Raw genomic sequence first — 23,027 nt, 5'->3', positions numbered from 1 at the left:
CGCCGGCGTCCACACGTTCGGCTACGCGGCCACCGCCTTGGCGAACTCCCGCGGCGAGTGACCGAACGTTCGCTTGAACGCCGCACCGAACGCGCTTTCGGATTCATAGCCGACCGCCGGTGCCACGGTCGCGATGGAGACGCGCCCGCTTGCCAGCCGGTCGGCCGCCACCATCATCCGCCAGCGCGTCAGGTAATCCATTGCCGGCTCGCCGACCGTTTCCTTGAACCGGACGGCAAAGCTCGACCGCGACATGCCGCCGACACTGGCGAGGTCGGCAAGCGTCCAGCGCCGCGCAGGTTCGGCGTGCATCGCCGATATCACCACACGCATCTGCTTGTCGGCCAGCGCGAACAGCCAGCCCGCGCTGTGCGGCGAGCGCTCGGCAAGGTGCAGCCGCAGCGCCTCGATCAGCAGCGTCTGCGCCAAATGCCCCGCCATCAGCGTGCCCCCCGGTTGCGGGTCACGCAGCTCGCGCATCAGCCGCGCGATCAGCCAGCCGAGCGCCGCCTTGGTCGCCTCTGCCCGGATGTGAACGATCGGGGGCAGGATGCCGAGCAGCAGTTCGGTATGGAGCCCCGTGAAGTCGAAGAACCCGCCCACGCCCGAGCAACTGCCGCCGCCACCCAGGACACCCGTCTCGCCGGCTGGGAACGACGGGAAGAAGGCAAAAGCGTCGGTCACCGGCGCGCCGATCGCGCTGTAGAGGCTGAACGCGTTCCCGCGCGGCAGCAGGATGAAGTCGCCCGCTTCGAGCGCCATCGGCGCAGCGTCGCCCTCGAGCGCGATCCAACAGGCCCCTGTGTGGATAGCGAAGCATTTGACACCCTCAGCCGGAGGGTAGGCAAGCGCCCAGTCGCCGCCGGCATCGAGGCCGCGAAATCCGTAGCTGCTGGGCTTCAGCAAGCTGAGCACGTCTGACAAGGGATCCATTGGCAATTCCTGGACGCTGGCGATGAACTGGCGGACGTAGCAGCATGGGCCGTCCAGTAACACTGGCCTATCTCAGATCTTAGCGATGCATCTTCATTTGGCACCGCAGGAGATGGACATGACCGACAACACCGCCCTTTGGCTCTCCTCCAAACGGGCCGACTTCACTCTGGGGGCGGCACCGTTTCCGATCGTGCAGTCGCGAGAAATCGTGATCCGCACACGCGCGATCGCCGTGAACCCGATGGACCGTTTGGTGCAGACCTCGGGTGACCTGATGACGCCGTATCTGCACTACCCGGCGATCCTCGGCTCCGACGTTGCCGGCGATGTCGTTGCGGTCGGAGCGGAGGTGACGCGGTTCAAGGTTGGCGACCGGGTCGTCGGCTTTGCCGCAAGCACCGACAAGACCCGCAACCGCGCTGGCGAAGGTGCCTTCCAGACCTTTGTCGTCTTGCTCGAGCATATGATCGCGACGATCCCCGACGCGCTCTCGTTCGAAGATGCTTCCGCGCTTCCGCTCGGCATCTCGACGGCAGCCTGCGCGCTCTTCCAGCGCGATTTCCTCGCCCTGAACCCGCCCGTCAAGGGAGCGATGGCGACCGGCAAGACCGTTCTGGTGTGGGGTGGATCAACCAGCGTCGGCGTCAATGCGGTGCAACTGGCCGTAGCCGCCGGCTACGAGGTGGTCGCCACGGCCTCACCGCTCAATTTTGACCTGATCAAGCGGCTCGGCGCAGCGGCTGTGTTTGATTATCGCAGCCCGACGGTGGTTGCCGACATATCCGCAGCGCTTCGCGGGAAAACGGTCGCCGGCGCCGTCGCGATCGGCGCGGGATCGGTGCAGCCGTGCATCGACATTCTGGGAACGTGCGACGGCAATCGCTTCATTGCGACGGCGACGCCGCCCGCGTCTTTCGATGCCGTCCCGGCCGGGCGTGGTCATTGGCGCAAGTTGATTGCCGCGATGGCCGGCACGGTCGCTGGCAACATCGCGCTCGCGCTGCGCGCACGCCGCAACAAGGTGAGGCTGAAAATGATTTGGGGCAGCACGCTGGTCAGCAACGAAGTGGGGCCGATGATCTTCGAAACATTCCTGCCCGAAGCGCTGTCCGACGGCCGATACGTTGCAGCCCCTGCGGTCGAGGTCGTAGGGCACGGGCTTGCGGCGATTCCGGCAGCGCTCGAACGGCAGCGCCGCGGCGTCTCGGCGACCAAGCTGGTGGTGACGTTGTGAGCGGCGTCGTTGTCAGCGTCACCAGGTTCCGCGTTCGCAGCCTGCGGTTTCTGCCCTTCTTCCTGATCCATGCGCAGCGCTGCCTCGCGCAGATCAGGAGAAGCGACGGCTATTTGGCCGGGGCGCTACGCCACGATCGCGATCACGCCTATTGGACGACAAGCGTGTGGCGCGACGAGGCTGCACTCCTGGCCTATGTCACCGGCGGTGCCCACCGCACCGCGATGCCCAAGTTGAGCGCGTGGGGTGACGAGGCCAGCACCGTTCGGTGGGTTCAGGACAGCGATGAACTTCCATCTTGGCCCGAGGCGATCGAGCGGATGCGCCGCGAGGGGCATCCGATCCCGCTCTGTCACCCGGGACCAGGTCATGCCGGTCTCGGCTTCGCGGCAAGCGAGCCGGCGCAGATGGCACGGATCTGACTGGTCGCATTGTCCGTCACCTCTGCGCTAATCCTAAGAGTTGCTGCAGCGAATGGCGACAATGCGTCGAACCCGACATTCACGACGTATCCCCGAACGACGGCTTCGTCTCAAATCTGTTCATCCCCGACGTCGATGCCGCGCGTGAATGTACGGCAGCTTTCACGGTTCGTCTCGGCGGCCATGAACGACGAGGAATGTCGCGTAGCTGCCGTTGTTACGTCAACTGGAGCGATCCTGCCTGTTGAGTCCAGTTGAAGACTGGCGGCAACACGACAGAGCCGGTCGGAGCGACGTCAAGTTTGCATCAATATCGTCGTGCAACGTCACGCAGCGTCGTTCCTTTAAAGCCGGATACGCGCGATTTTACGTGATCGGCGCGCGTGGTGCGGCCGTAGCCGGATTTCGCGTAATGACACCCACCAGACTGCTCGTCGGCCAGATTGTCCTCGTTTTTGCGATCGTGATCGCGGGCGTCTGGGGCGCGACGCAGTGGGCGGCGGCGATGCTGGCATACCAGCCCCAACTCGGTCCGACCTGGATGATCGCCTTCGGGCACCGGATCTATGCCCCATGGGCGCTGTTCGAATGGTGGTATCACTATGAAGCCTATGCCCCTCGGGTTTTCAACAGGGCGGGTATGCTGGCTGGGGCGAGTGGATTTCTCGCCTGTGGCGCCGCAATTGCAGGTTCCCTTTGGCGCGCACGCGCGCTCGGAAACGTCACCACCTATGGGTCGGCACGCTGGGCGGCGGTGCATGAAATCGAGAAGGCTGGCCTGTTCCGCGATGCCGGCGTCTTCCTCGGGATACTGCACGGTCGGTACTTGCGGCATGACGGGCCTGAACACGTCATGGCGTTCGCGCCCACGCGCTCGGGCAAGGGTGTCGGCCTCGTCGTGCCGACATTGTTGTCGTGGACCGGCTCGGTGCTGGTTCACGACATCAAGGGAGAGAATTGGCAACTGACCGCTGGTTGGCGCTCGCTCTTCTCGCACACCTTGCTGTTCAACCCGACCGATCCGCTGTCAGCACGCTACAATCCGCTGACAGAGGTGCGGCGCGGCGAGAACGAGGTGCGCGACGCCCAGAATATTGCAGACATTCTGGTCGATCCCGAAGGGGCGTTGGAGCGGCGCAATCACTGGGAAAAGACCAGCCACTCCCTGTTGGTCGGCGCGATCCTCCACGTTCTGTATGCGGAGGAGGAGAAGACGCTCGCGCGGGTCGCGACGTTCCTGTCCGATCCGCAGCGCACGTTTCTCGAAACCCTCAAGCGGATGATGAACACCAATCATCTCGGCGACGACAACCACCCTCGCGTGCACCCGGTCGTCGCCTCCGCCGCACGTGAGCTGCTTGACAAGTCGGAGAATGAGCGCTCCGGCGTGCTGTCGACCGCGATGTCGTTCCTCGGCCTGTATCGTGATCCCACGATCGCCGCCGTCACGTCGCGGTGTGACTGGCGGATTGCCGACCTAGTCGAAGGCAAGCGTCCGGTTTCGCTCTATCTCGTCACGCCGCCGTCTGACATTTCACGGATCAAACCGCTCGTCCGCCTCATTCTCAACCAGATCGGCCGACGGCTGACCGAGCACCTCGATGCCAAGCGGTCCCAGACCGGGCGCCATCAGTTGCTGATGATGCTCGACGAGTTCCCAGCACTCGGCAGGCTCGACTTCTTCGAGACCGCGCTCGCCTTCATGGCCGGCTACGGCATCCGCGCCTTCCTGATCGCACAGTCGCTCAACCAGATTTCCAAGGCATATGGCGAGAACAACGCGATCCTCGACAACTGCCATGTGCGCGTTGCGTTCAGCACGAACGACGACGGCACCGCCAAACGTATCTCCGATGCGCTCGGCACTGCGACCGAGCAGCGCGCGATGCGCAACTATGCCGGACATCGCCTTGCACCCTGGCTCGCACACGTCATGGTCAGCCGGCAGGAGACCGCCCGGGCGTTGCTGACGCCTGGCGAGGTCATGCAGCTTCCGCCAACCGACGAACTGGTCCTGATATCCGGCATGGCGCCGATCCGGGCCACCAAATTGCGCTATTTTATGGACCGCAATTTCCGTGGCCGCGTACTGGCTCCGCCGACACTGGCTCTCGATGGCTATGCCGATCGTCCGCCGCCTCGCAGCAATCCATGGGGGACCTTCGCGCGCCGGCCAGATCCACGCCTCGAACGGATTGTCGAGGAGGCCGCGCCGACGAACAGCGATGCCGCGAGCGAAGATGGCGGTGTTCAGCAACAACGCCATCCGGGGCTCGCCGAGGAGCAGCAGTCCAGCCCGATCGCGCCCGAACAGCCGGTGTTCGCCGGAATGTTCGATGAGGTTGATGATCCGGGGTCCGACCTTCGCGCGATCAACCAAACGCGCTCCGTGAATACCGTGAGCAAGGCAGTGGCGATCGACGAAGGCGCGGGCCGTGACGCGCCGGTGCCAGCATTCGGGGCCGGTCGATGAAGCCCCGGCACCACATCTATCTGAGCGAAAGCCGGAGCGCTGAGCTCGAAGCGTTGGCCAACGACTCCGGGGCCGCCAAGTCGGCGATCGTGGAGGATGCTTTGCGCGACTTCATGCGCAACCGCGGGACACGCGAGCTGGACCAGACCTTCGGTCCCAGATTCGATCGGTTGCAGCGCGAGATCGTGGCGCTGCGCCGCGACTTCGACGTGCTGTTCGAGAGCTTCGCGGCGTTCGTCCGCTATGAGCTCACTATCAACCCGCCGATCCCGGAAAACGACACTGCCCGAATTGCGCAGGGGCGGGAGCGCTACCGCGAGTTCGTGCGACAGGTCGGACGGCAGGTCGAGGCGCGTCAGCGCAAGATCGCCGGTGGTGAAGCTGAGGTCCTCCCATGAGCCGGGACGAATCCACAGACCGCCGCAGGTCAATGCTGCGCAGCGCGATGGGGCCTGCCATTGCCGCAGCGCTGTCCGACCCATTCGTGCTCGAGATCATGGTCAATCCCGATGGCTCGCTTCGCCTGGACCGATTGGGCGAAGGGCGGACCGACACCGGGGTCCGGTTCGACCCGTCGCAGGTCGAGCGTATCATCCGCCTGGTCGCAAGCCATTCGCGCACCGAAGTACATGGCGCCGCGCCGATCGTATCGGCCGAGCTCCCGCCGCATGGTGAAGGGGCGGGAGAGCGGTTCGATAGACTGTTGCCGCCGGTCTCGCTCGCGCCGTGTTTCTCGATCCGCAAGCCGGCGCAGCGTCTCTACACGCTGATCGATTATGTGAACGACGGCATCATGTCCGCGGACACCGCACGGTTGCTCTCGCTGGCGGTGGTCGCGCGTCGCAACATCCTTGTCGTCGGCGGCACGAGTTCGGGCAAGACGACGCTAGCCAATGCTCTGCTCGCCGAAATGGCACATCTCGACGAACGCGTGATCCTGATCGAGGACACGCGCGAGCTGCAGTGCCCGGCGACCGACACCGTCGCGCTACGTACCCGCGCAGGATTCGTCAGCATGGCGGATCTCGTTCGCTCGACGCTGCGGCTTCGCCCCGACCGGATCATAGTCGGCGAGGTCCGCGGCCCCGAAGCGCTCGACATGCTCAAGGCCTGGAACACTGGCCACCCCGGCGGCATCGCGACGGTCCACGCCAACAGCGCGGTGTCGGCGCTCTATCGGATCGAGCAGCTGGTGCAGGAGGTGGTGGTCACCGTTCCGCGGCGGCTGATTGCCGAAGCGATCGACACGATCGTGTTCATCGCCGGCCGCGGCACCGCGCGCCGCGTCGAAACGCTCGCCCGGGTCGTCGGGCTCGATCCGGACGGCGGTTACGCCGTGCTCTCGCTTTCAGAGACTTCCACCAGTGTAAACCAAGGAGATTGACCATGCGTACGTTACGCCTGCCTCGTCGTTCCTCGACCCTCATGCTGAGCGCCGCCGCCGCCTTGGCGATGACGGTCACCCACCAGGCGACCGCCGCCGGAACGGGGATGCCGTGGGAGCAGCCGCTCCAGCAAGTGCTCGATTCCGTTCAGGGACCGGTCGCCAAGATCGTCGCGGTCATGGTGATCATCACCACCGGCCTCACCCTCGCCTTCGGCGAGACCGCCGGCGGCTTCCGCCGGCTCATCCAGATCGTCTTCGGGCTTTCGATCGCCTTTGCCGCGTCGTCCTTCTTCCTGAGCTTCTTCAGCTTCGGCGGCGGGGCGCTGATCGCATGATCGGGTCCGGCCAGCACATCGCCGGCTTCGAGGCGCCGATCCACGGCGCGCTCGGGGTGCCCATCCTGCTCGGCGGGGCCCCGCGCGGTATCGCGATCGTCAACGGCACGATCGCCGCTGCCTTCGGGCTCGGGCTACAGCAATGGCTGGTCGGACTGGTTCTCTGGGCGGGCGGGCACAGCCTCGCAGTGTTCGCCGCCCGGCGCGATCCGGATTTCGCGCCCGTCCTGCTCCGCCACCTCCGGCAGAAAGGGTATTTCGCATGCTGAATCTGCGTGAATACCGCCAGCGTGCCGACCGGCTGGCAGATCATCTTCCTTGGGCCGCTCTGGTGGCACCGGGGGTGGTGCTCAACAAGGACGGCAGTTTCCAACGGACGCTCGCGTTTCGTGGCCCCGATCTCGAGAGTGCGACAGAGGCGGAACTGGTCTCGGCCTGTGCGCGTGCCAACAACGTCCTGAAACGCTTCGGCTCGGGCTGGGCGCTGTTCTTCGAGGCCGAGCGGCGCGAAGCTATTGGGTACCCCGACAGCGTGTTTCCGGACGTCGCGTCGCGGCTGGTCGACGAGGAGCGCCGCGCGACCTTCCAGGCCGAGGGCACCCATTTTGAAAGCCGTTTCTTTCTTACCCTGACTTGGCTTCCGGGCGCGGATGGTGCCGACGCGGCAGGCCGGTCGATGATCGAGCGGCCCGAGGATGCAAAGGGCAGGGACTGGCGGGCAAGTCTCGCCGCATTCGCTGCAGAGACCGACCGCGTCATCGATCTGCTCGCCGGCTTCATGCCCGAGATGCGTGGACTCGGGTCCGCCGAAACCCTCACCTACCTTCACGGCACGATCTCGACCCACCGTCATTACCTCGGCGTGCCCGAGACGCCGATGTATCTCGACGGGGTGCTCGCCGATACACCGCTCATCGGTGGTCTGGAGCCAAAACTGGGCGACCTGCACCTGCGGACCGTGACCGTGATGGGCTTTCCCAACCTCAGCCGGCCCGGAATCCTCGACGCGCTCAACCACCAGAATTTCGGGTATCGCTGGGTTACTCGCTTCATCGCACTCGACAAGACCGAGGCCACCAAGGCGCTGACCAGGATACGGCGGCAGTGGTTCAACAAGCGCAAGTCGATCACCGCGATGCTGCGCGAAGTGATGTACAACCAGCCAGCGCAACTCCTCGACAGCGACGCCGACAACAAGGTGCTCGACGCCGATCTCGCACTGCAGGCGCTCGGAAGCGAGTATGTCTCGTTCGGGTATCTGACGACAACGATCACCGTTGCCGATGCCGACTGCGCTCGCGCCGACGACAAGGTGCGTAGCGTCGAGCGCATCGTCAATGGGCTCGGGTTCACCTGCATGCGGGAGGGCATCAACGCCGTCGAGGCGTGGCTGTCATCGCTGCCGGGACAAGTTTACGCAAATGTTCGCCAGCCGCTCGTCCACACGCTCAACCTCGCGCATCTCATGCCGTTGTCTTCGGTCTGGGCGGGCCCCACCGAGAACACGCATCTTGGCGGGGCACCATTGTTGACCGCGCAGACGGCGGGCTCGACCCCGTTCCGGCTGTCTACGCACGTTGGCGATGTCGGCCACATGCTTGTCGTCGGCCCAACCGGCGCGGGGAAGTCCGTGTTGCTCGCCCTCATAGCATTGCAATTCCGCCGCTATCACGGTGCGCAACTCTATATCTTCGACAAGGGACACTCGGCGCGCGCCGCGGTACTGGCCATGGGAGGCGCGCATCACGCGCTCGGCCTCGGCGCTGAAACGAGAGGGCAGGGCGGTATCGCGTTCCAGCCGCTGCGTGACATCGATGCGCCTGCCGAACGCGCGTGGGCGGCCGAATGGGTCACCGCGCTGCTCGCGCACGAAAAGATCGTCGTCACCCCCGAGATCAAGGAGACGATCTGGTCGGCACTGGGGATCCTTGCCTCGGCCCCGGAGGAAGAGCGAACCCTCACCGGCCTGGCGCTGCTGCTGCAGTCGAACGCGCTGCGATCAGCGATCACGCCCTACACGCTGGAGGGGCCATACGGTCGGCTGCTCGATGCCGCCGAGAGCGGGCTCGTCATCTCGGATATCCAGTGTTTCGAGACCGAAGCGCTGATGGGGCAGGCGGGTGTGGTCGCGCCGGTGCTCACCTATCTGTTCCACCGGCTCGAACAGCGCTTCAATGGACGACCGACGTTGTTGATCCTCGACGAGGCCTGGATCTTTCTCGACCATCCATTGTTCGCCGCGCGCATCCGCGAGTGGTTGAAGACGCTCCGCAAGAAGAATGTCGCGGTGCTGTTCGCGACGCAGAGCCTGGCCGATATCGCCGACAGCAGCATTGCGCCTGCGATCATCGAAAGCTGCCCGCAGCGTATCCTATTGCCTAACGACCGCGCGATCGAACCGCAGTCGCGCTCCGCTTATGAGCGGTTCGGACTCAACGACCGTCAGATCGAACTGATCGCCCGCGCGACGCCCAAGCGGCAATATTACCTGCAATCGACCCGCGGCAATCGGCTCTTCGAACTTGGCCTGGGGCCGGTCGCTCTGGCGCTGTGTGGAGTGTCCGATCCGGAGTCGCAGAAACGCATCGATGCCCTGCTCGCCGAGCACGGTGCCGAGAGCTTCGCCGCGCACTGGCTCAATGACGCCGGTCTCGACTGGGCAGCAACACTGCTCCGCTTCCTCGCAGATTCCCAACCGCAACCGTCAGACTTGGAGATGCCGTCATGATTTCGCTCAGCCCAATGCGCTCAGTTCACCTGCACACCATCTCAAAACGGGGTTCCGGCGTAACCCTTGCCGTACTTCTGGCGCTGGCGAGCGTGCCGGTCCGCGCGCAATGGACGGTGTTCGACCCGACCAACTATTCGCAGAACCTGCTCACCGCCGCGCGCTCGCTTCAGCAGATCAACAACCAGATCCAGTCGCTACAAAATCAGGCGATGATGCTTACCAACATGGCGAAGAACCTCAGCCATATCGATTTTCCCGAGCTCCAGGCGCTGCGTGCGACGCTGCAGCAGATCGACACGCTGATGGGACGGGCCAAGGCGATCGAATATCAGGTCGGCAATGTCGATGCCCAATTCCGGCAGATGTTTCCGACAAGCTTCAACGCGGCACTGACGTCGAACGATCATGTTGCCGCTGCCAAGGCACGGATGGATGCCTCGATGTCGGCCTATCAGGAGACGATGGACGTGCAGGCGCAGATCGTTGCGAACGTGACGGCCGACGCCGCGACCTTGTCGGCGTTGACCGCCAAGAGCCAGGGTGCGGAAGGCGCACTGCAGGCAGCGCAAGCGACCAATCAGCTGCTTGCGCTAATCGCCAAGCAACAGATGCAGCTCCAGAACCTTTTGGTATCGCAGGGGCGCGCCTCCGCGCTCGATCAGGCTCGGCAACTTCAGTCGCAGAGCGACAGCAGCGCCGCCACGGCCAAGTTTCTTGGTTCCGGCTCCGCCTACACGCCCAAGTAGGTGGTCGGACAGACGGCCGCGGTCCTCTCGCCATCGCCTTCGCCGCGGCGCGCGCGGCCCCTACGCGCGCCTCGCGGCATCTTTCACGATCGGGAAGGCACTCCGATGAATGACCTCAACGTCATCGACCAGTTCATGGCCACCTTCATTCGATATATCGACAGCGGGTTCGGTCTGCTGGGCGGCGACGTCGCGTTCCTGACGAGTACGTTGATCGCGATCGATGTCACGCTCGCCGGTTTGTGGTGGGCAACGGGCGGCGATCAGGATGTTCTTGGCAAACTGCTGAAGAAGATTTTGTACGTCGGTGCCTTCGCCTTCATCCTCAACCGCTTCTCGATGCTCGCTGACATCATCTTCCGGTCTTTCGCAGCGGCAGGCCTGACCGCGGGCGGGGGTACGATCACCGCCGACGATCTGCTGAGACCGGGCCGGCTTGCCGCGACGGGCTTCACCGCAGCGTGGCCCTTGCTCGATCAGGTGCGGCAGCTGAGCGGCTTCACGACCTTTTTCGACAATTTCCTGACGATTGTCGTGCTGCTGTTTGCCTGGGTGATGGTGATCTGCGCCTTCTTCATCCTCGCGGTGCAGATGTTCGTGACGATCCTCGAGTTCAAACTGACCACGCTGGCAGGCTTTGTGCTGGTGCCGTTCGCGCTGTGGAATCGGACCAGCTTCCTTGCCGAGCAGGTGCTCGGTAACGTCGTCAGCTCCGGCGTAAAAGTTATGGTACTCGCCGTCATCGTTGGAATCGGCTCGGGCTTCTTCACGGATTTCACCAAAGCGCTCGCGGGTCACGAGCCGGATATCGGCCAAGCCATGAGCCTGGTGCTGGGATCGCTCAGCCTGTTCGGGCTCGGCGTGTTCGGACCGGGCATCGCCTCGGGCCTGGTGGCCGGCGCTCCGCAGCTTGGTGCTGGCGCCGCGATTGGGACCACGATCGGCGCCGCCGGCATAACCGCCCTTGGCGGCGGCGCGGTGGCCGGTGCCGTGAGCGCGGCCGGAGCTGGAGCGCTCGGCGCAGTCCGCGGCGGGACGGCGATGGGATCGGCGACATCCACCGCTTATGGCCTCGGCCAGACTGCCGCGGGATTGAACACCGTCGGTGCTGGCTTGAATGGCATAGCTCAGGCGGCTGGTGGGGCCTTGCGGCAGAAGGCCAGTGCGACGCTTGGTCTCGCCGAGGCGCGGCAATCAGGCCGCGACGCCGCTTGGTCCGCGCTGAATGGCAGCTCTAGCCCTAGTCCGCGCGGCGGCCGTTCTGATGGCGACCCGTCAGTGCCCGGATGGGCACGCGCCATGCGTCAGGAGCAATCCGCGCGCCATCATCGCCACGCTGCCGTGCAGGCGCTGCGCGAAGGCGACCGCGGCGGCGCATCTGCAACCCCCGATATCAAGGAAAAGGAGGATTGATCCCATGGTCTTCAAGCGAAGCGTGCAGCGTTACGGGCGCACTCCCGAACCCGAGACCCCCTATCAGCGTGCCGGCCAAATGTGGGACAACCGCATCGGTACCGCGCGCGCTCAGGCCAGCAACTGGCGCTTGATGGCGTTTGGTGGCCTTGCCCTCTCGAGCATGATGTCAGCGGCTCTGATCTGGCAGTCGTCACAGAGCCGTGTCACGCCCTATGTCGTCGAGGTCGATCGCCTTGGAGAGGCCCGAGCGGTCACGGCGGCCGAAGCGGGCTACCGCGCAACTGATCCGCAGATCGCGTGGCACCTGGCGAAGTTCATCGAGAACGTCCGTTCGATTTCGCTCGATCCCGTGCTGATGCGGCGAGACTGGCTATCCGCCTACGATTTCGCAACCCAGCGTGGCGCGGTAGCCCTCGGCGATTACGCGCACACCGCCAATCCGTTCGCCGCAATCGGCGAGAAGACGGTGTCGGTGCAGATCGTCAGCGTAGTGCGCGCGTCGGATCGGTCATTCCAGATCAAGTGGATCGAGAGTGCTTATGACCGCGGTGCGTCAGTCGGCGTATCGCACTGGACCGGCATCCTGACGATCGCCACCCGGACACCGTCGACCGCCGAAACGCTGCGCAGGAATCCGCTCGGCATCTATGTGGACGCGATCGACTGGAGCCGCGAACTTGATCCGCCGGCGCCTGCGCAACCCCCGCTGCCCCCGCCGGACCAGGCGCAGACCGTTCCGGTCGGTTCGCCGGTCGATCCGACGCTCGCAACTCAATCCATCCAATCTCCGGAGGTTAAGCCGTGAACCGCTTTCCTATCTTCGCAGCTCTGTCGACCGTGGTGATGATCGTACCGGCTGGCAGCGCATTGCCCATTCAAGCGAAGACCGTCCCGACTAGTGTCAAGCCTGGACCGGCGCCCAGCGCCGTGACCGCGCGGGAAGAAGCCCGGGGCTCGTTGAGACCCGCGCGGCGCTTCAGCCGCCTGCATCGCCGCGCGCTGCCGTCTGCCTTGGCACATGTCGCAGCGGCCAATCGAGCGGCGACGCTCGAGCCGACATCGCACGCCTATCTCAACGGAGTGCAGGTCTATCCCTATGCCGAGGGCATCCTCTATCACGTGTATGCGGCGCCCGAGCGGGTGACCGACATCGCATTGCAACCGGGCGAAGCGCTCGGCGCGGTAGCAAGCGGCGACACCGTTCGTTGGGTGATCGGCGATACCAGCAGTGGCTCCGGCGCCGAAAAGCGGACGCACGTGTTGGTAAAGCCATTCGCGACGGGGCTTACGACCAACCTCGTCATCACGACGGATCGTCGGACGTATCATATAACGCTGGCCAGCACTGCCGCGGCCATGGCAGCGATATCCTGGATCTATCCGCAGGATGCGATGATCGCGTTGAAACACGTCGAGGCCCAAGCTCAGGCTGCGGCTCCTGTGGCGACGGGGCTTGAAATCGAAAAGCTTCACTTCGATTACGCGCTATCCGGTGACCATCCGGCCTGGCGACCGCTGCGCGCGTTCGACGATGGCCGGCAAACGTTCATCGAATTCCCTGCATCACTGGCTGTTGGTGAAGCGCCGCCGCTCTTTCTGGTCGATAGCCACGGCGTTGCGCAGCTCGTGAACTACCGGGTGTCGGGACGCTTCTACATCGTCGATCGCTTGTTCGATGCCGCAGAACTCAGGCTCGGGACCAAACATCAGGATGTGGTCCGGATTTCGCGCGCTGCCGCGCCAGCTGCTTTGCAAGGGAGGGCGTCGTGACCGAGGTCGACGAGCGCGCCGTTGAAGAGCGTCCACACGAGCGAGAAACGGTAGAGGAGGGCGCCCCACCCAAACTTGATCCCGAAGCCATGGTGTTAAGGGCAAAGCCCTCCCGTGCGATCCGGTTCAAGCGACAGATCATCATTGGAGGCGCTGCTCTCGCAGTGATCGTCTTCGTGGCAGTCGGCTACATTGCACTCAGGCCGGCCGTGGTGCGGATGATCCATGCGGACGATGAGCGCGCTGTTGCGGGCAAGGGTACGCCGGACGCGCTAAACGCTTTGCCCGACACTTATGGCACGGCACCAAAGCTCGGCCCGCCTCTGCCTGGCGATCTTGGCCGGGGGATCCTCGAGCGCCAGCGCAGCATGCCGCCACAGGACGCAATGGGAGAGGGGGCCAAGATCGACCAAGCGGAGGTTACCGCGCGCGAGCGCCGTGATGCCGAAATCAAATCCGCAAGAGAGTCGGGCCTGATCGTCCAATCCGGCAACCGGACGGCGGCAGTTGAGCCCGTTGCCTCGCCCAACGCCGCGCCAACCGCGACAGAGCCGGTCAAGGTCGCGACGGACTCCGAGCACGACCCGAACGGGCAGCAGCGCAAGTCCGATTTCGTGGGTGCGCAGGACAAGGGAGGCGACGTCAATCCGCACGCCCTTATCGCCGCGCGGTCTCCCTACATGCTATCGGCCGGCAGCGTGATCGCTGCCAGCCTCATCACGGGCTTACGCTCCGATCTGCCGGGGCTCGTAACCGCGCAAATTACCGAACGGGTCTATGACAGTGCCACCGGACGAATTCTGCTCATTCCGCAGGGGGCAAGGTTGATCGGCTCCTACGATAGCGTGGTGGCCTTCGGGCAACGTAACGCTCTGGTCGTCTGGCAGCGGATCATCATGCCGGATGGCAGCTCGCTGCAGATCGACAATGTGCCGGCGGCCGATCCATCCGGCTATGCCGGGCTGAAAGATAAAGTGGATTTTCACACATGGGCGCTGCTCAAAGGGGTAGCGTTGTCGACGCTATTGGGCGTCGGTTCGAGCCTGACCGTCACTGGAGAGAGCGATCTGGTCCAGGCAATTCGAGAGTCTACGCAGCAAAATGTTTCGCGCGCGGGAGACCAGCTCACCTCTCGAAACCTGCAAATTCAGCCGACGATCACGATCCGTCCCGGCGCACCGGTGCGCCTCGTGGTTCACCGTGACCTGATCTTTGCCCCCCCCGGTTCGATAGGAGGAGACCATGGCTAACCTGAAACTCGCGCGTTTGCCGGACAGAACACCGGTCAAGCTGACTATCACGATTGCGCCCGATCTGAACCAAATGCTGAGCGAATATGCTGCGGTCTACGCGGCCAGCTATGGTCGCGAGGAGCCGGTCGTTGAGTTGATACCGGCGATTTTGGCGGCGTTCCTCGATAGCGACCGAGACTTCTCGCGCGCGATTCGAAATCGGTCCACTTAACCACTGGCCGGGTTGAAAGCAGCAAAATGACACAGCCAGTGGCGGGAGAAGCGCTGTTGACGCCGAGTGAAGTGGCAGAGCGACTCCGCGTGGACGTTCGAGACGTACGCCGCTGGCTACGACGCCTTTGTGCGCAACACAGCATCGTGCCGTTAAGGGTGCGCGGGCGCATGCGGCTCACGGAGGCACAATATTCGGAACTCCTTGTGAGGCTGAAATGCTTACGATCAGACGGCGCGGTCGCGCGGGGATCTGGCACGGTCGAGGATCGGTCTCGTTGGGCGAGCGGTCCTTCGTCGTCGCAGAATTCAGTACGGGCACGCGTGACGAGGATGCGGCGCGGCACTTGATGGCGGAGCGCGAGCGAGCGCTGCGCGAGGAGTTGATGTTCGGGCCGCGGGCTGTGGCCAGCCGCGCAGTGATCGCCGACGCGTTCGAGGCGTATCTGGCAAAGCCCAAACGACCTAACTCGAGCGATAACCTGCGTGTTGGAGTTATGAACGAGCGGATCGGGAACATGTCGCTGGCGGATCCTCGCGCTGCGTGGCGGACGTTTCAGGACGCGTTTCTGGCGGGATACGCGCCAGCCGGCCAGGATCGCTACCGCTCGCTACTCCAGGCCTGCATCAACGTCTGGCAGGAGCGGCACGACCTGCCGCCGATCAAAATCAAGGCGATCGCGTTCGACAATCAGCGAATTCGCTTCTTGAGTCATGCCGAGCGCGATCGGCTGATCGGGTGTTATGTGGGTCATGTTCAGCCGATCGTGACGATGTTCGCCTTCCAGGGTCCCCGGACGCAGGAAGCACTGCAGCTGCACTGGGGGGCAGGGGGCGTGGACCTCGCACGTGGCACGATCTTCTTTGCGCGTACGAAGACCGGCAACCCGCGCACGGTGGCGCTGCACCCACGCGTGGAAGCGATGCTGCGGCCGCTGTGGGAGAAGCGCGGCAAGCCGGACACAGGGCACGTGTTCCTAAACCGACTTGGTCGCCCCTATACCGACACGCGCGACCTCGCGGTGCAAGGCGGCAACCCGCTCAAACGCGCCCACACCACCGCTTGCGAACGCGCCGGCGTCGCGAACTTTACCGTCCATGACTGGCGCCACCACTGGGCGAGCCATTGCGTAATGGCCGGGGTGGATCTCATCACGATCATGCGGTTGGGCGGGTGGAAATCGCTGCGAATGGTCCAGCGCTACGCCGCCGTCGATACCACTCATATGCAGGAAGCGGTCAGCAAGCTCGTGTGAGCAAGTACAATTTAGTAAGTTGCAGCGGCTGCGATAGTATCCATCCGGCGAAGGCCGCGCAGCCAAGCTATCTTACATAAGCTGCGAGCGTCGTTCATCGAGCATTTCGTTGAGGCGATCGAGGCCCCAACGAGTGAACGCGGTGACGGACTCGGCTGTTTCGTCGAGGCTGTCGATGATGCTGAGGCAGCCGTCCTCGGGTGACATTTGTTCGGCCAGTTCCTCAATGAGATCGAGATCAACACAGAGTCGGAGTGCGGCGTAGCGACTGGTGAACACCATGGACGGGGCGGCCATCAGGCGGCTTTTGCGACCTGGTTCGAGGGTGACCAGTTCCAGGGAAAGAGTTCGTCGAGCCGGGCGGCGGGATGATCGGCGATACGGGCGAGGACGTCGGCGAGCCATGCCTGCGGATCGACGTTGCTGAGCCGCGCGGTCTGGATGAGGGTGTAGAGGATCGCGGCACGCTGCCCGCCACGATCGGAACCGCAGAACAGCCACGCTTTGCGGCCGAGCGGGATGCAGCGAAGCGTACGCTCGGCGGCGTTGTTGGAGAGGCAGACCCGGCCATCGTCGAGGAACCGGGTGAACGCACCCCAGCGCCGCAGCATGTAGTTGATCGCCTTGGCGAGGTCGTGGTTGCGCGACAACGTCGCGTGTTGGGCGGTGAGCCAGGCCTGAAGCTCGTTCATTACCGGCGCGCTGCGCTGCTGCCGCGCGGCCAGGCGATCGGCGGGAGGCTTGCCGTTGATCTCACGCTCGATGTCGAACAGGGTATCGAGCCGTCGCACCGCCTCAAGCGCGATCGGGTAGATCATGCCGGCGTGTTCGCCGCGGCTCTTCTTGCGAGCGGCACCCGCGACATCGGCGAGCTCGAAGAACTTGCGCCGGGCGTGCGCGAAGCAACCAGCCTCGCGCACTGAACCGGGCAAGCGCCCGTCTCGATACAGCGCACCATAGCCACCATAAGCGTCGGCTTGCAGGATCCCGGACCAGGTCGCGAGATGCGCCTGGGGATGTTCGCCGCGTCGGTCGCGTGAGTAATGGAACAGTGCTGCCGGCGGATCGGCACCGGCGAACGGCCGATCATCGCGGACGTACACCCACAATCGACCGACATCGGTCTTGACCTTGGCCATGACCGGCACGGTCGTATCGTCGCCGTGCAGCCGCTCGGCGGCGAGGACATGCGCCTCGATCCGCTTGTAAAGCGGCGTGAGCGCAAAGGCGGCCGCGCCGACCTGATCGGCGAGCGTGGAGACGCTGAGCGGCACGCCTTCGCGGGCGAACCGTTCGGCCTGGCGGTTCAGCGGCTGGTGCTGCCCGTACTTCTCGAACAAGAGCATCGCGAGAAAGCTGGGTCCGGCCCACCCGCGCGGCACGACATGGAACGGTGCCGGCGGTTGGGTGATCTTCTCACAGTCCCGACAGGCGACCTTCTCGCGCACGGTCTGAATGACCTTCCACGCGCGCGGGATCACCTCGAGCGTCTCGGTCACATCTTCGCCGAGCTTCGACAGGCGCGTGCCACCGCAGGCCGCGCACGCGCACGGCGCTGCGATGACCACGCGCTCGCGCGGCAGATGGGAGGGGAATGGCTGGCGCGCCGGTCGCTTGCGCTCGAACGAGGCGACGCTGGTCGCCTTGGCGGCGGCGACTTCGGCGACGAGGCCGTCCGTGCCGGCGTCCGCTTCAAGGTCCTCGAGTTGCAGCTCCATCTGCTCGAGCAGACGGCGGCTGCGCTCGGCGCTTGGGCCGTACTGTTCACGCCTGAGCCTGGCGATCTGCAGCTTGAGGTGCACGATCATCGCCTGGGTCGCGCTCTCGCGCGCCGCGGCGGTGGCAAGGCGCGCCTCGGCCTCGTCGGCGCGCTGGATCGTTGCAGCAAGCAGCGCCTTGAGCGCTGCGATATCATCCGGAAGAGGCGAAATGACGGCTTCCACGACGGAGAGTGAATCATCCTCCACGCCCTCATGCAAGCCGCAAAATGCGCTATCCCGCGCTCGCCGGGCGCCAGCTATGCTGCGGATTACGCCAGTCTATCCCGTCGAGCAGGCAGGCCAGCTGCGAGCGCGTCAAGGACACCACGCCATCCTTCGCCGAGGGCCAGATGAAGCGGCCGCGCTCGATCCGCTTGGAGTAGAGCGATGCGCCGATCCCGTCGTGCCAGATGATCTTCACCAACGATCCGGCACGGCCTCGGAACACGTACAGGTCGCCGCCATGCGGATCGCGGCCCAGACCTTGCTGCACGAGCAGCGCCAGACCCTGCATCCCCTTGCGCATATCGGTGTGGCCCATCGCGATCCACACCCGTGCATCCGACGGGATCATCGCATCGCCTTCAAGGCCGCCGCCGCCAGAGCCGGTGACGCTGAAGCAAAGATCTTCAGCCGCCCGCCATCGGGCAGATCGAAAACGGCAGCGACAACGGGCTCGCACACTTGCTGGGGTCGCTCATCCACCAGCACCGCCGGCACGAAGGCCGGGTCCGCCTGGCGCCGCATCACTTGCCGCCACTCGTAGATCTGGCTGCGGGCAACGTCATGGCGCCGCGCCACGTCGCAGACCCGCGCGCCCGACTGAAACGCCTCTGCGACAATCTGCTCGCGCTGCTCATCGCTCCAGCGACGGCGACGCTCCGGTCCCGCCAGTATCGTTACCTGCGCCATGATCGAAACCGACGTCCTTACGTGCGACTGTAAGGACGTCCTCTAGCTCCAGCCCACAATCAGCAAGGCGGCCTCCGCCGGATGGCTACCTGCGATACGCATTCCTCGTCATTCAAAGCCGCTCAGAAAAACCTGAAAGCTGCCGTGCATTCATGCGCGACATCGACTTTGGGGGTGACCAAGTTTGGGACGATCCTGTCGTTCCAGAGCGAAAGTTCGAACAGCAGCTCTCGCCAGGAACAGACATTCAGAGGTTGCCTGACCGGCATTGCAGATCGACAGAGCATGGGCCACTTGGTGGCTGGCCGCTATCGGGGTGGGTATTCTGATTGGCTGCCTGATGGCGATGACTTGATCGCAAGCGCCTCCTACTTCCGAGAACAGTCCGTGCGTCGCCAACAAAGCCTTCGACCCGGGCGAAAACCCGCCCGGGTCGAAACGCTGCATTTCCGAGACTCCACGTAAGTTCGCGCTTAGTTCGCCGCTCTCTGCACCTCACTCTGGCCCATTGCCGAGATAAGAAGATTGCCGTTGCCGCTGAAATTGGTCGCAGGCAGCGTCGCAAGCTTGTCGCCGACCTTCATGCTGATCGCCTCGATACGGCCCCGCGCATCGGTCGCCACCGAACGGACGCGGCCGATAACGTTCCCCGCAGTATCGCGCACCTTCATGCCGCGCATTACGGTGAAGCCGCCCGATCCATTCGCTTCGCCGCTACTGGCCAACGCCAAGTTGCCAGCGCCCCCATCGGCATTGCCGGAGGCACTACCATCCGCCGACCCGGAGCCCGACGTCAACCCACCCGCACGATTACGCGCATTGCTCACCACATTGCCGGCCCGGTCGCGCACGGTGCCCACGCTATCGTCAGCGCGGTCACGAACCGTGCCGACCGTGTTTCGCGTGGTGCCGATCGCGTGGCCTGCCGCGCCTTGAACGGCATCCGTGCCAATCAACTGCGCGCCACCGCTGCCCGATGCAGAACCAGTGGCGCTGCCCGATGCCGAGCCGCTCGCCGGACCGGTCGCGTTGGCGACGGTCCCGCCGATCGCGCTGTCGACAGAGCGGTTGGTCGACACGCTGCCCTTCCGGCGATCGACTTTGCTCGACCCTTTGGTCGACACGGTGTTGTCGAGCGTACCCTGTGTCGACGAGCGCACGCCGCGTGTAATGGTTGAGGTACCGTTCAGCGTACCGCTGAGCGAGCCGGTGCCGGTACTTGCGATTCCGCCGAGCCCGCCGCCGAGCGATCCACTCAGGCCGCCGCCGAGTCCCCCGCCACCGCCCAGCAATTGCGCCGACGCAGGTATCGCGCCGAATGCGAGAGCGATCACGGTCGTACCCATAAGGAGCGTCTTCATGATATCATTCCTTCCTTTGATCGTGCGGGCTCCTCATCGGGCCCTCAAAGGAAGAACGGGTGCCGTCCGGCGTTTAATCCGCGCCGCCGGAAAATTAGTTCGGCGCCGTCCTGCAGCTTTCGCAGAGGATTCCACGACCGTAACGGCTGGCCCGACCAGCCTTGCGTGCTTCGCTATCCGCAGCCCGGAGCGCGGCAGCCCTGCCACCGCCCGCGAAACGCATGAGCCGTGCGGCCGCCAGCGGCGCGGCGAAAGATGTGCCGCGTACCGCCACGGCTCGGCCCTGCACGTCTGTCGCGAGCATATCCGCTCCGGGCGCGGCATAATCGAGATGCAACGCACGCCCCGCCTCGATCAGAGCATGCCCGCGCGCATCCACGCCTGTCACCGCGATCACGCCAGGATACGAAGCCGGATAGGATGGCGGCGCAGCGGGGCCATCGTTTCCCACCGCTGCAACAACGATCATGCCGCGACCTTGCACTGCCTGCACGACACGCGCGAGCAACGGATTTGACGGACCGACCAGGCTGATGACCGTCACAGGCACACGCTCGCTGCTGAGCCAGGCCAGTGCCTTGGCGATAGCAAGTGCGCTGCCGCCCGCCGGGTCCCTGCCATAAACGTCCGCCACGTACAGTCGCGCGCCTGCCGCCGCGCCGGTCACGTCGCTGCCGCCGACCAGAAGCGACGCGACAGACGTGCCGTGATTACCGGGCGACGGGGCACCCGCCGCAAAGCCGCGCTGCTCCATCGGACTGCCGAGCACGGCCACCCCACCGTCGATCATCCCGATCGCGCCGGACACACGTTCCCCCGCGGCGCTCGCGCCCGAAGTCGCGGCGCTTGCCACGGCGCCGCTCTCGAAATGCAATTGATCGGCCGAGGCGTCGTGCCCCTTGGCCAGCTTGCGCATGACACGAAGTCCGTCGGCCAGTGATCTGCCGCTTGGCACATCGAAACGCGCGTAGGCGATACCGAGGTCCTGCATCTCACCCCGTTCGGCCAACACAAAGCCTGCGCGTGCCGCGGCCGAGACCAGCGCATCGTCCGGATCGTTGACGAGAATGGTGGCCGCGCGTGCGGGATCCCCATGATCGTCGCGAGCGATCTCGGCGCGATGATCACGCAACAAGGCCGCGATCCGATCAAGCCGATCCTCTGCCAGCGTTATAACGGCCGAAGGCAGTGCGGGCACCGTCATCACCCTGTCGGTCACACCGCGCAGCGCACCGCTCACGACACCGGGCACTTGCGCGGGCAATAGCTGCGCCGTTGCGGGTATTGCCAGCAGCAGCAGAAAGGCAGGGACTAGCACGCGCCTCATCATGGTGCGTGCAGATATAGCCAAAGCGGGAAATTCTGTCATGTCATGGATGAAACGGATCGGGGCAGTCGTTTCATCCATATCGTAAAGGTGGAGGACCAGGGAGAGGTGAGTTTCGAGGACGAGCTGATCGGCCTGCTGCCGCGTCTGCGGCGCTTCGCCCGCACGCTCGCCTTCGCGACCGCCGATGCTGACGACCTCTGCCAGGCGGCCATCGAGCGTGCATTGAAGTCGCGTGACCAATGGCAACCGGGAACGCGACTGGATAGCTGGATGTACCGTATCATGCGCAATGCTTGGATCGACACTGTCCGCGCGACAAAACGACGCGGCGAGACCTTTGTGGAGGCGGAGGCAGGCGAACGGGTGGGTGATCAGGGCGACCGCGTGATTGAGGCGCGCGTCGAACTTGGTAACGTCGGCCGCGCCATGGCGATGCTGCCCCCGGAACAGCGCGAGGCGGTCGCGCTCGTTCTGGTGGAAGGGCTCGCCTATAAGGAAGCGGCAGCGGTGCTGGATATCCCCATAGGTACGCTTACCTCGCGACTGGTACGCGGGCGGGAGGCCTTGATGCGAACGCTGGGGGAAGCGGCATGAGCGGCGAGATCGATCCCGAAATGTTGATGGCCTATGCCGATGGCGAGCTCGATCCGGTCTCGGCCAAGCGCGTAGAGCGGGCCATCGCCAGCGACCCGGACGCTTTCGCTACAATATCGCGCCACCGCGCGCTTCGCGAAACGCTGACGCTGACGTTTGAACCGATCGCCACCGAGCCCGTTCCGGCGCCACTGTTGGCGGCGGTCGCGGCGCCGAAAGTGGTGAGTCTCATGTCAGCGCGGGCAGAGCGCCATCGGACGCGCAACCTGGGCGCTTTGTGGTTCGGCGGCGCGATAGCGGCGAGCCTGACGCTTGGCCTGTTCTTGGGCGGCCGGACCAGCGGCGACGCACCCATTGCAAGTCGCGACGGCGTTCTCGTCGCGTCCGGCAGTCTCGCGCGCGCCTTGAATACGCAACTCGCATCTAATCAACACAGCGCGGCGACAACACGAATGCTCGTCAGCTTTCGCGATCGATCCGGCGCGATCTGCCGAACCTTTACGACGCCGACACTGGGCGGCATCGCCTGCCGTGACAAGGATGCGTGGGTGTTCCGCGAAACGCGCAGCCGGCGCGCGGCGGCGGCGACCGAATATCGCCAGGCGGGCTCCGACGACGCGGCACTCATGGCCGACGCGGAAGCCGCCATGTCCGGCGAACCGTTCGACGCGACTGCCGAGATGCGCTCACGGCAAAATAACTGGCGATTGCTTTGAAATATTTGGAAGTGCGCACGACCGAACGTCCACTTCTCTATCGCGGCTTGAGTCAACAGGCACACGTCACTCCCCGCCGTCGCGAATGCGCCGGTCGTGACGGATGGGCAGGCGACGAAGTGCAATACTGGGTTTCTGCCGGGCTTGAGATCGCCACACGGGGTTCGTGCTTCTCTCCGGGGTCG

General features: G+C 64.7%; 24 protein-coding genes. 17 read left to right on the top strand and 7 right to left on the bottom strand.

The genetic code is table 11. The annotated features are described in order from the left end of the window. Window positions 1-21 precede the first annotated feature (21 nt). Window positions 22-933: an AraC family transcriptional regulator gene (locus ACVWYO_RS04930; RefSeq protein WP_457349037.1), complete on the bottom strand. Its 912-nt coding sequence runs from the start codon at window positions 931-933 to the stop codon at window positions 22-24. A gap of 118 nt (window positions 934-1,051) precedes the next feature. Here ACVWYO_RS04930 and ACVWYO_RS04925 point away from each other — a divergent pair, with 118 nt between their 5' ends. From ACVWYO_RS04925 to ACVWYO_RS04855, 15 genes are all read left to right on the top strand, one after another. Next, entirely contained in the window at window positions 1,052-2,170 is a 1,119-nt protein-coding gene (locus ACVWYO_RS04925; protein WP_457349036.1) for a zinc-binding alcohol dehydrogenase family protein, read from the top strand. Next, window positions 2,167-2,592, top strand: a complete 426-nt coding sequence (locus tag ACVWYO_RS04920) for a DUF3291 domain-containing protein (protein ID WP_457349035.1) — start codon at window positions 2,167-2,169, stop codon at window positions 2,590-2,592. Before ACVWYO_RS04925 ends, ACVWYO_RS04920 begins: the two co-directional genes overlap by 4 nt. Before the next feature lie 412 nt (window positions 2,593-3,004). Next, window positions 3,005-5,065, top strand: coding sequence for a conjugal transfer protein TraG (locus ACVWYO_RS04915; RefSeq protein ID WP_457349034.1), 2,061 nt, complete (start codon window positions 3,005-3,007; stop codon window positions 5,063-5,065). After that, window positions 5,062-5,463, top strand: a complete 402-nt coding sequence (locus tag ACVWYO_RS04910; protein WP_457349033.1) for a CopG family transcriptional regulator — start codon at window positions 5,062-5,064, stop codon at window positions 5,461-5,463. Before ACVWYO_RS04915 ends, ACVWYO_RS04910 begins: the two co-directional genes overlap by 4 nt. After that, window positions 5,460-6,449 carry a P-type conjugative transfer ATPase TrbB gene (gene trbB / locus ACVWYO_RS04905; protein WP_457349032.1) on the top strand — a complete coding sequence of 330 codons (990 nt, stop codon included), beginning with the start codon at window positions 5,460-5,462 and terminating at the stop codon, window positions 6,447-6,449. Before ACVWYO_RS04910 ends, trbB begins: the two co-directional genes overlap by 4 nt. Window positions 6,450-6,490: 41 nt before the next feature. Continuing rightward, entirely contained in the window at window positions 6,491-6,787 is a 297-nt protein-coding gene (locus ACVWYO_RS04900) for a TrbC/VirB2 family protein (protein WP_354289044.1), read from the top strand. After that, window positions 6,784-7,056, top strand: a complete 273-nt coding sequence (locus ACVWYO_RS04895) for a VirB3 family type IV secretion system protein (RefSeq protein WP_133189169.1) — start codon at window positions 6,784-6,786, stop codon at window positions 7,054-7,056. Before ACVWYO_RS04900 ends, ACVWYO_RS04895 begins: the two co-directional genes overlap by 4 nt. Beyond that, window positions 7,050-9,515 carry a conjugal transfer protein TrbE gene (gene trbE / locus ACVWYO_RS04890; protein WP_457349031.1) on the top strand — a complete coding sequence of 822 codons (2,466 nt, stop codon included), beginning with the start codon at window positions 7,050-7,052 and terminating at the stop codon, window positions 9,513-9,515. Before ACVWYO_RS04895 ends, trbE begins: the two co-directional genes overlap by 7 nt. Beyond that, complete coding sequence (gene trbJ / locus ACVWYO_RS04885; protein WP_457349030.1) at window positions 9,512-10,264, top strand: P-type conjugative transfer protein TrbJ; 753 nt, start codon at window positions 9,512-9,514, stop codon at window positions 10,262-10,264. The genes trbE and trbJ overlap by 4 nt, the downstream gene beginning before the upstream one ends. A gap of 105 nt (window positions 10,265-10,369) precedes the next feature. Then, window positions 10,370-11,677 carry a P-type conjugative transfer protein TrbL gene (gene trbL / locus ACVWYO_RS04880; protein WP_457349029.1) on the top strand — a complete coding sequence of 436 codons (1,308 nt, stop codon included), beginning with the start codon at window positions 10,370-10,372 and terminating at the stop codon, window positions 11,675-11,677. 4 nt (window positions 11,678-11,681) lie between these two features. Then, window positions 11,682-12,485: a conjugal transfer protein TrbF gene (gene trbF / locus ACVWYO_RS04875; protein WP_457349028.1), complete on the top strand. Its 804-nt coding sequence runs from the start codon at window positions 11,682-11,684 to the stop codon at window positions 12,483-12,485. Then, window positions 12,482-13,450 carry a P-type conjugative transfer protein TrbG gene (gene trbG, locus ACVWYO_RS04870; protein WP_457349027.1) on the top strand — a complete coding sequence of 323 codons (969 nt, stop codon included), beginning with the start codon at window positions 12,482-12,484 and terminating at the stop codon, window positions 13,448-13,450. Before trbF ends, trbG begins: the two co-directional genes overlap by 4 nt. Then, entirely contained in the window at window positions 13,447-14,700 is a 1,254-nt protein-coding gene (locus ACVWYO_RS04865; protein WP_457349026.1) for a TrbI/VirB10 family protein, read from the top strand. The genes trbG and ACVWYO_RS04865 overlap by 4 nt, the downstream gene beginning before the upstream one ends. After that, the gene (locus ACVWYO_RS04860) at window positions 14,693-14,914 is read left to right on the top strand and encodes a DUF2274 domain-containing protein (protein ID WP_457349025.1); all 222 of its coding nucleotides are present in this window, start codon (window positions 14,693-14,695) and stop codon (window positions 14,912-14,914) included. The genes ACVWYO_RS04865 and ACVWYO_RS04860 overlap by 8 nt, the downstream gene beginning before the upstream one ends. A 349-nt stretch (window positions 14,915-15,263) precedes the next feature. Next, window positions 15,264-16,169: a tyrosine-type recombinase/integrase gene (locus ACVWYO_RS04855; protein ID WP_457349024.1), complete on the top strand. Its 906-nt coding sequence runs from the start codon at window positions 15,264-15,266 to the stop codon at window positions 16,167-16,169. A 72-nt stretch (window positions 16,170-16,241) separates the two neighbouring features. Here ACVWYO_RS04855 and ACVWYO_RS04850 read toward each other — a convergent pair whose 3' ends face one another. From ACVWYO_RS04850 to ACVWYO_RS04825, 6 genes are all read right to left on the bottom strand, one after another. Further along, window positions 16,242-16,466, bottom strand: coding sequence for a hypothetical protein (locus ACVWYO_RS04850; protein ID WP_457349023.1), 225 nt, complete (start codon window positions 16,464-16,466; stop codon window positions 16,242-16,244). Continuing rightward, complete coding sequence (tnpC, locus tag ACVWYO_RS04845) at window positions 16,466-18,112, bottom strand: IS66 family transposase (protein WP_457354866.1); 1,647 nt, start codon at window positions 18,110-18,112, stop codon at window positions 16,466-16,468. Before tnpC ends, ACVWYO_RS04850 begins: the two co-directional genes overlap by 1 nt. A gap of 49 nt (window positions 18,113-18,161) precedes the next feature. Continuing rightward, window positions 18,162-18,503 (bottom strand): IS66 family insertion sequence element accessory protein TnpB, encoded by a 342-nt coding sequence (gene tnpB, locus ACVWYO_RS04840; RefSeq protein ID WP_457349022.1) that lies wholly within the window; start codon window positions 18,501-18,503, stop codon window positions 18,162-18,164. Then, window positions 18,500-18,841, bottom strand: coding sequence for an IS66-like element accessory protein TnpA (gene tnpA / locus ACVWYO_RS04835; RefSeq protein ID WP_457349021.1), 342 nt, complete (start codon window positions 18,839-18,841; stop codon window positions 18,500-18,502). The genes tnpB and tnpA overlap by 4 nt, the downstream gene beginning before the upstream one ends. A 473-nt stretch (window positions 18,842-19,314) precedes the next feature. Continuing rightward, on the bottom strand, window positions 19,315-20,202 hold the full coding sequence (locus tag ACVWYO_RS04830; protein ID WP_457349020.1) for a hypothetical protein: 888 nt from the start codon (window positions 20,200-20,202) through the stop codon (window positions 19,315-19,317). Between the two features lie 94 nt (window positions 20,203-20,296). After that, window positions 20,297-21,442, bottom strand: a complete 1,146-nt coding sequence (locus ACVWYO_RS04825; protein WP_457349019.1) for a S8 family serine peptidase — start codon at window positions 21,440-21,442, stop codon at window positions 20,297-20,299. Window positions 21,443-21,637: 195 nt separating this feature from the next. On the opposite strand from ACVWYO_RS04825, the gene ACVWYO_RS04820 reads away from it, so the two are divergent. Next, window positions 21,638-22,126, top strand: coding sequence for a sigma-70 family RNA polymerase sigma factor (locus ACVWYO_RS04820; protein WP_457354864.1), 489 nt, complete (start codon window positions 21,638-21,640; stop codon window positions 22,124-22,126). After that, window positions 22,123-22,842: an anti-sigma factor family protein gene (locus ACVWYO_RS04815; RefSeq protein ID WP_457349018.1), complete on the top strand. Its 720-nt coding sequence runs from the start codon at window positions 22,123-22,125 to the stop codon at window positions 22,840-22,842. Before ACVWYO_RS04820 ends, ACVWYO_RS04815 begins: the two co-directional genes overlap by 4 nt. Window positions 22,843-23,027: the final 185 nt, after the last annotated feature.

Source organism: Sphingomonas sp. UYP23, assembly GCF_054059235.1.
Note: the sequence above shows the minus strand (reverse complement) of the source record. Positions and strands in the feature narration are given on the sequence as shown.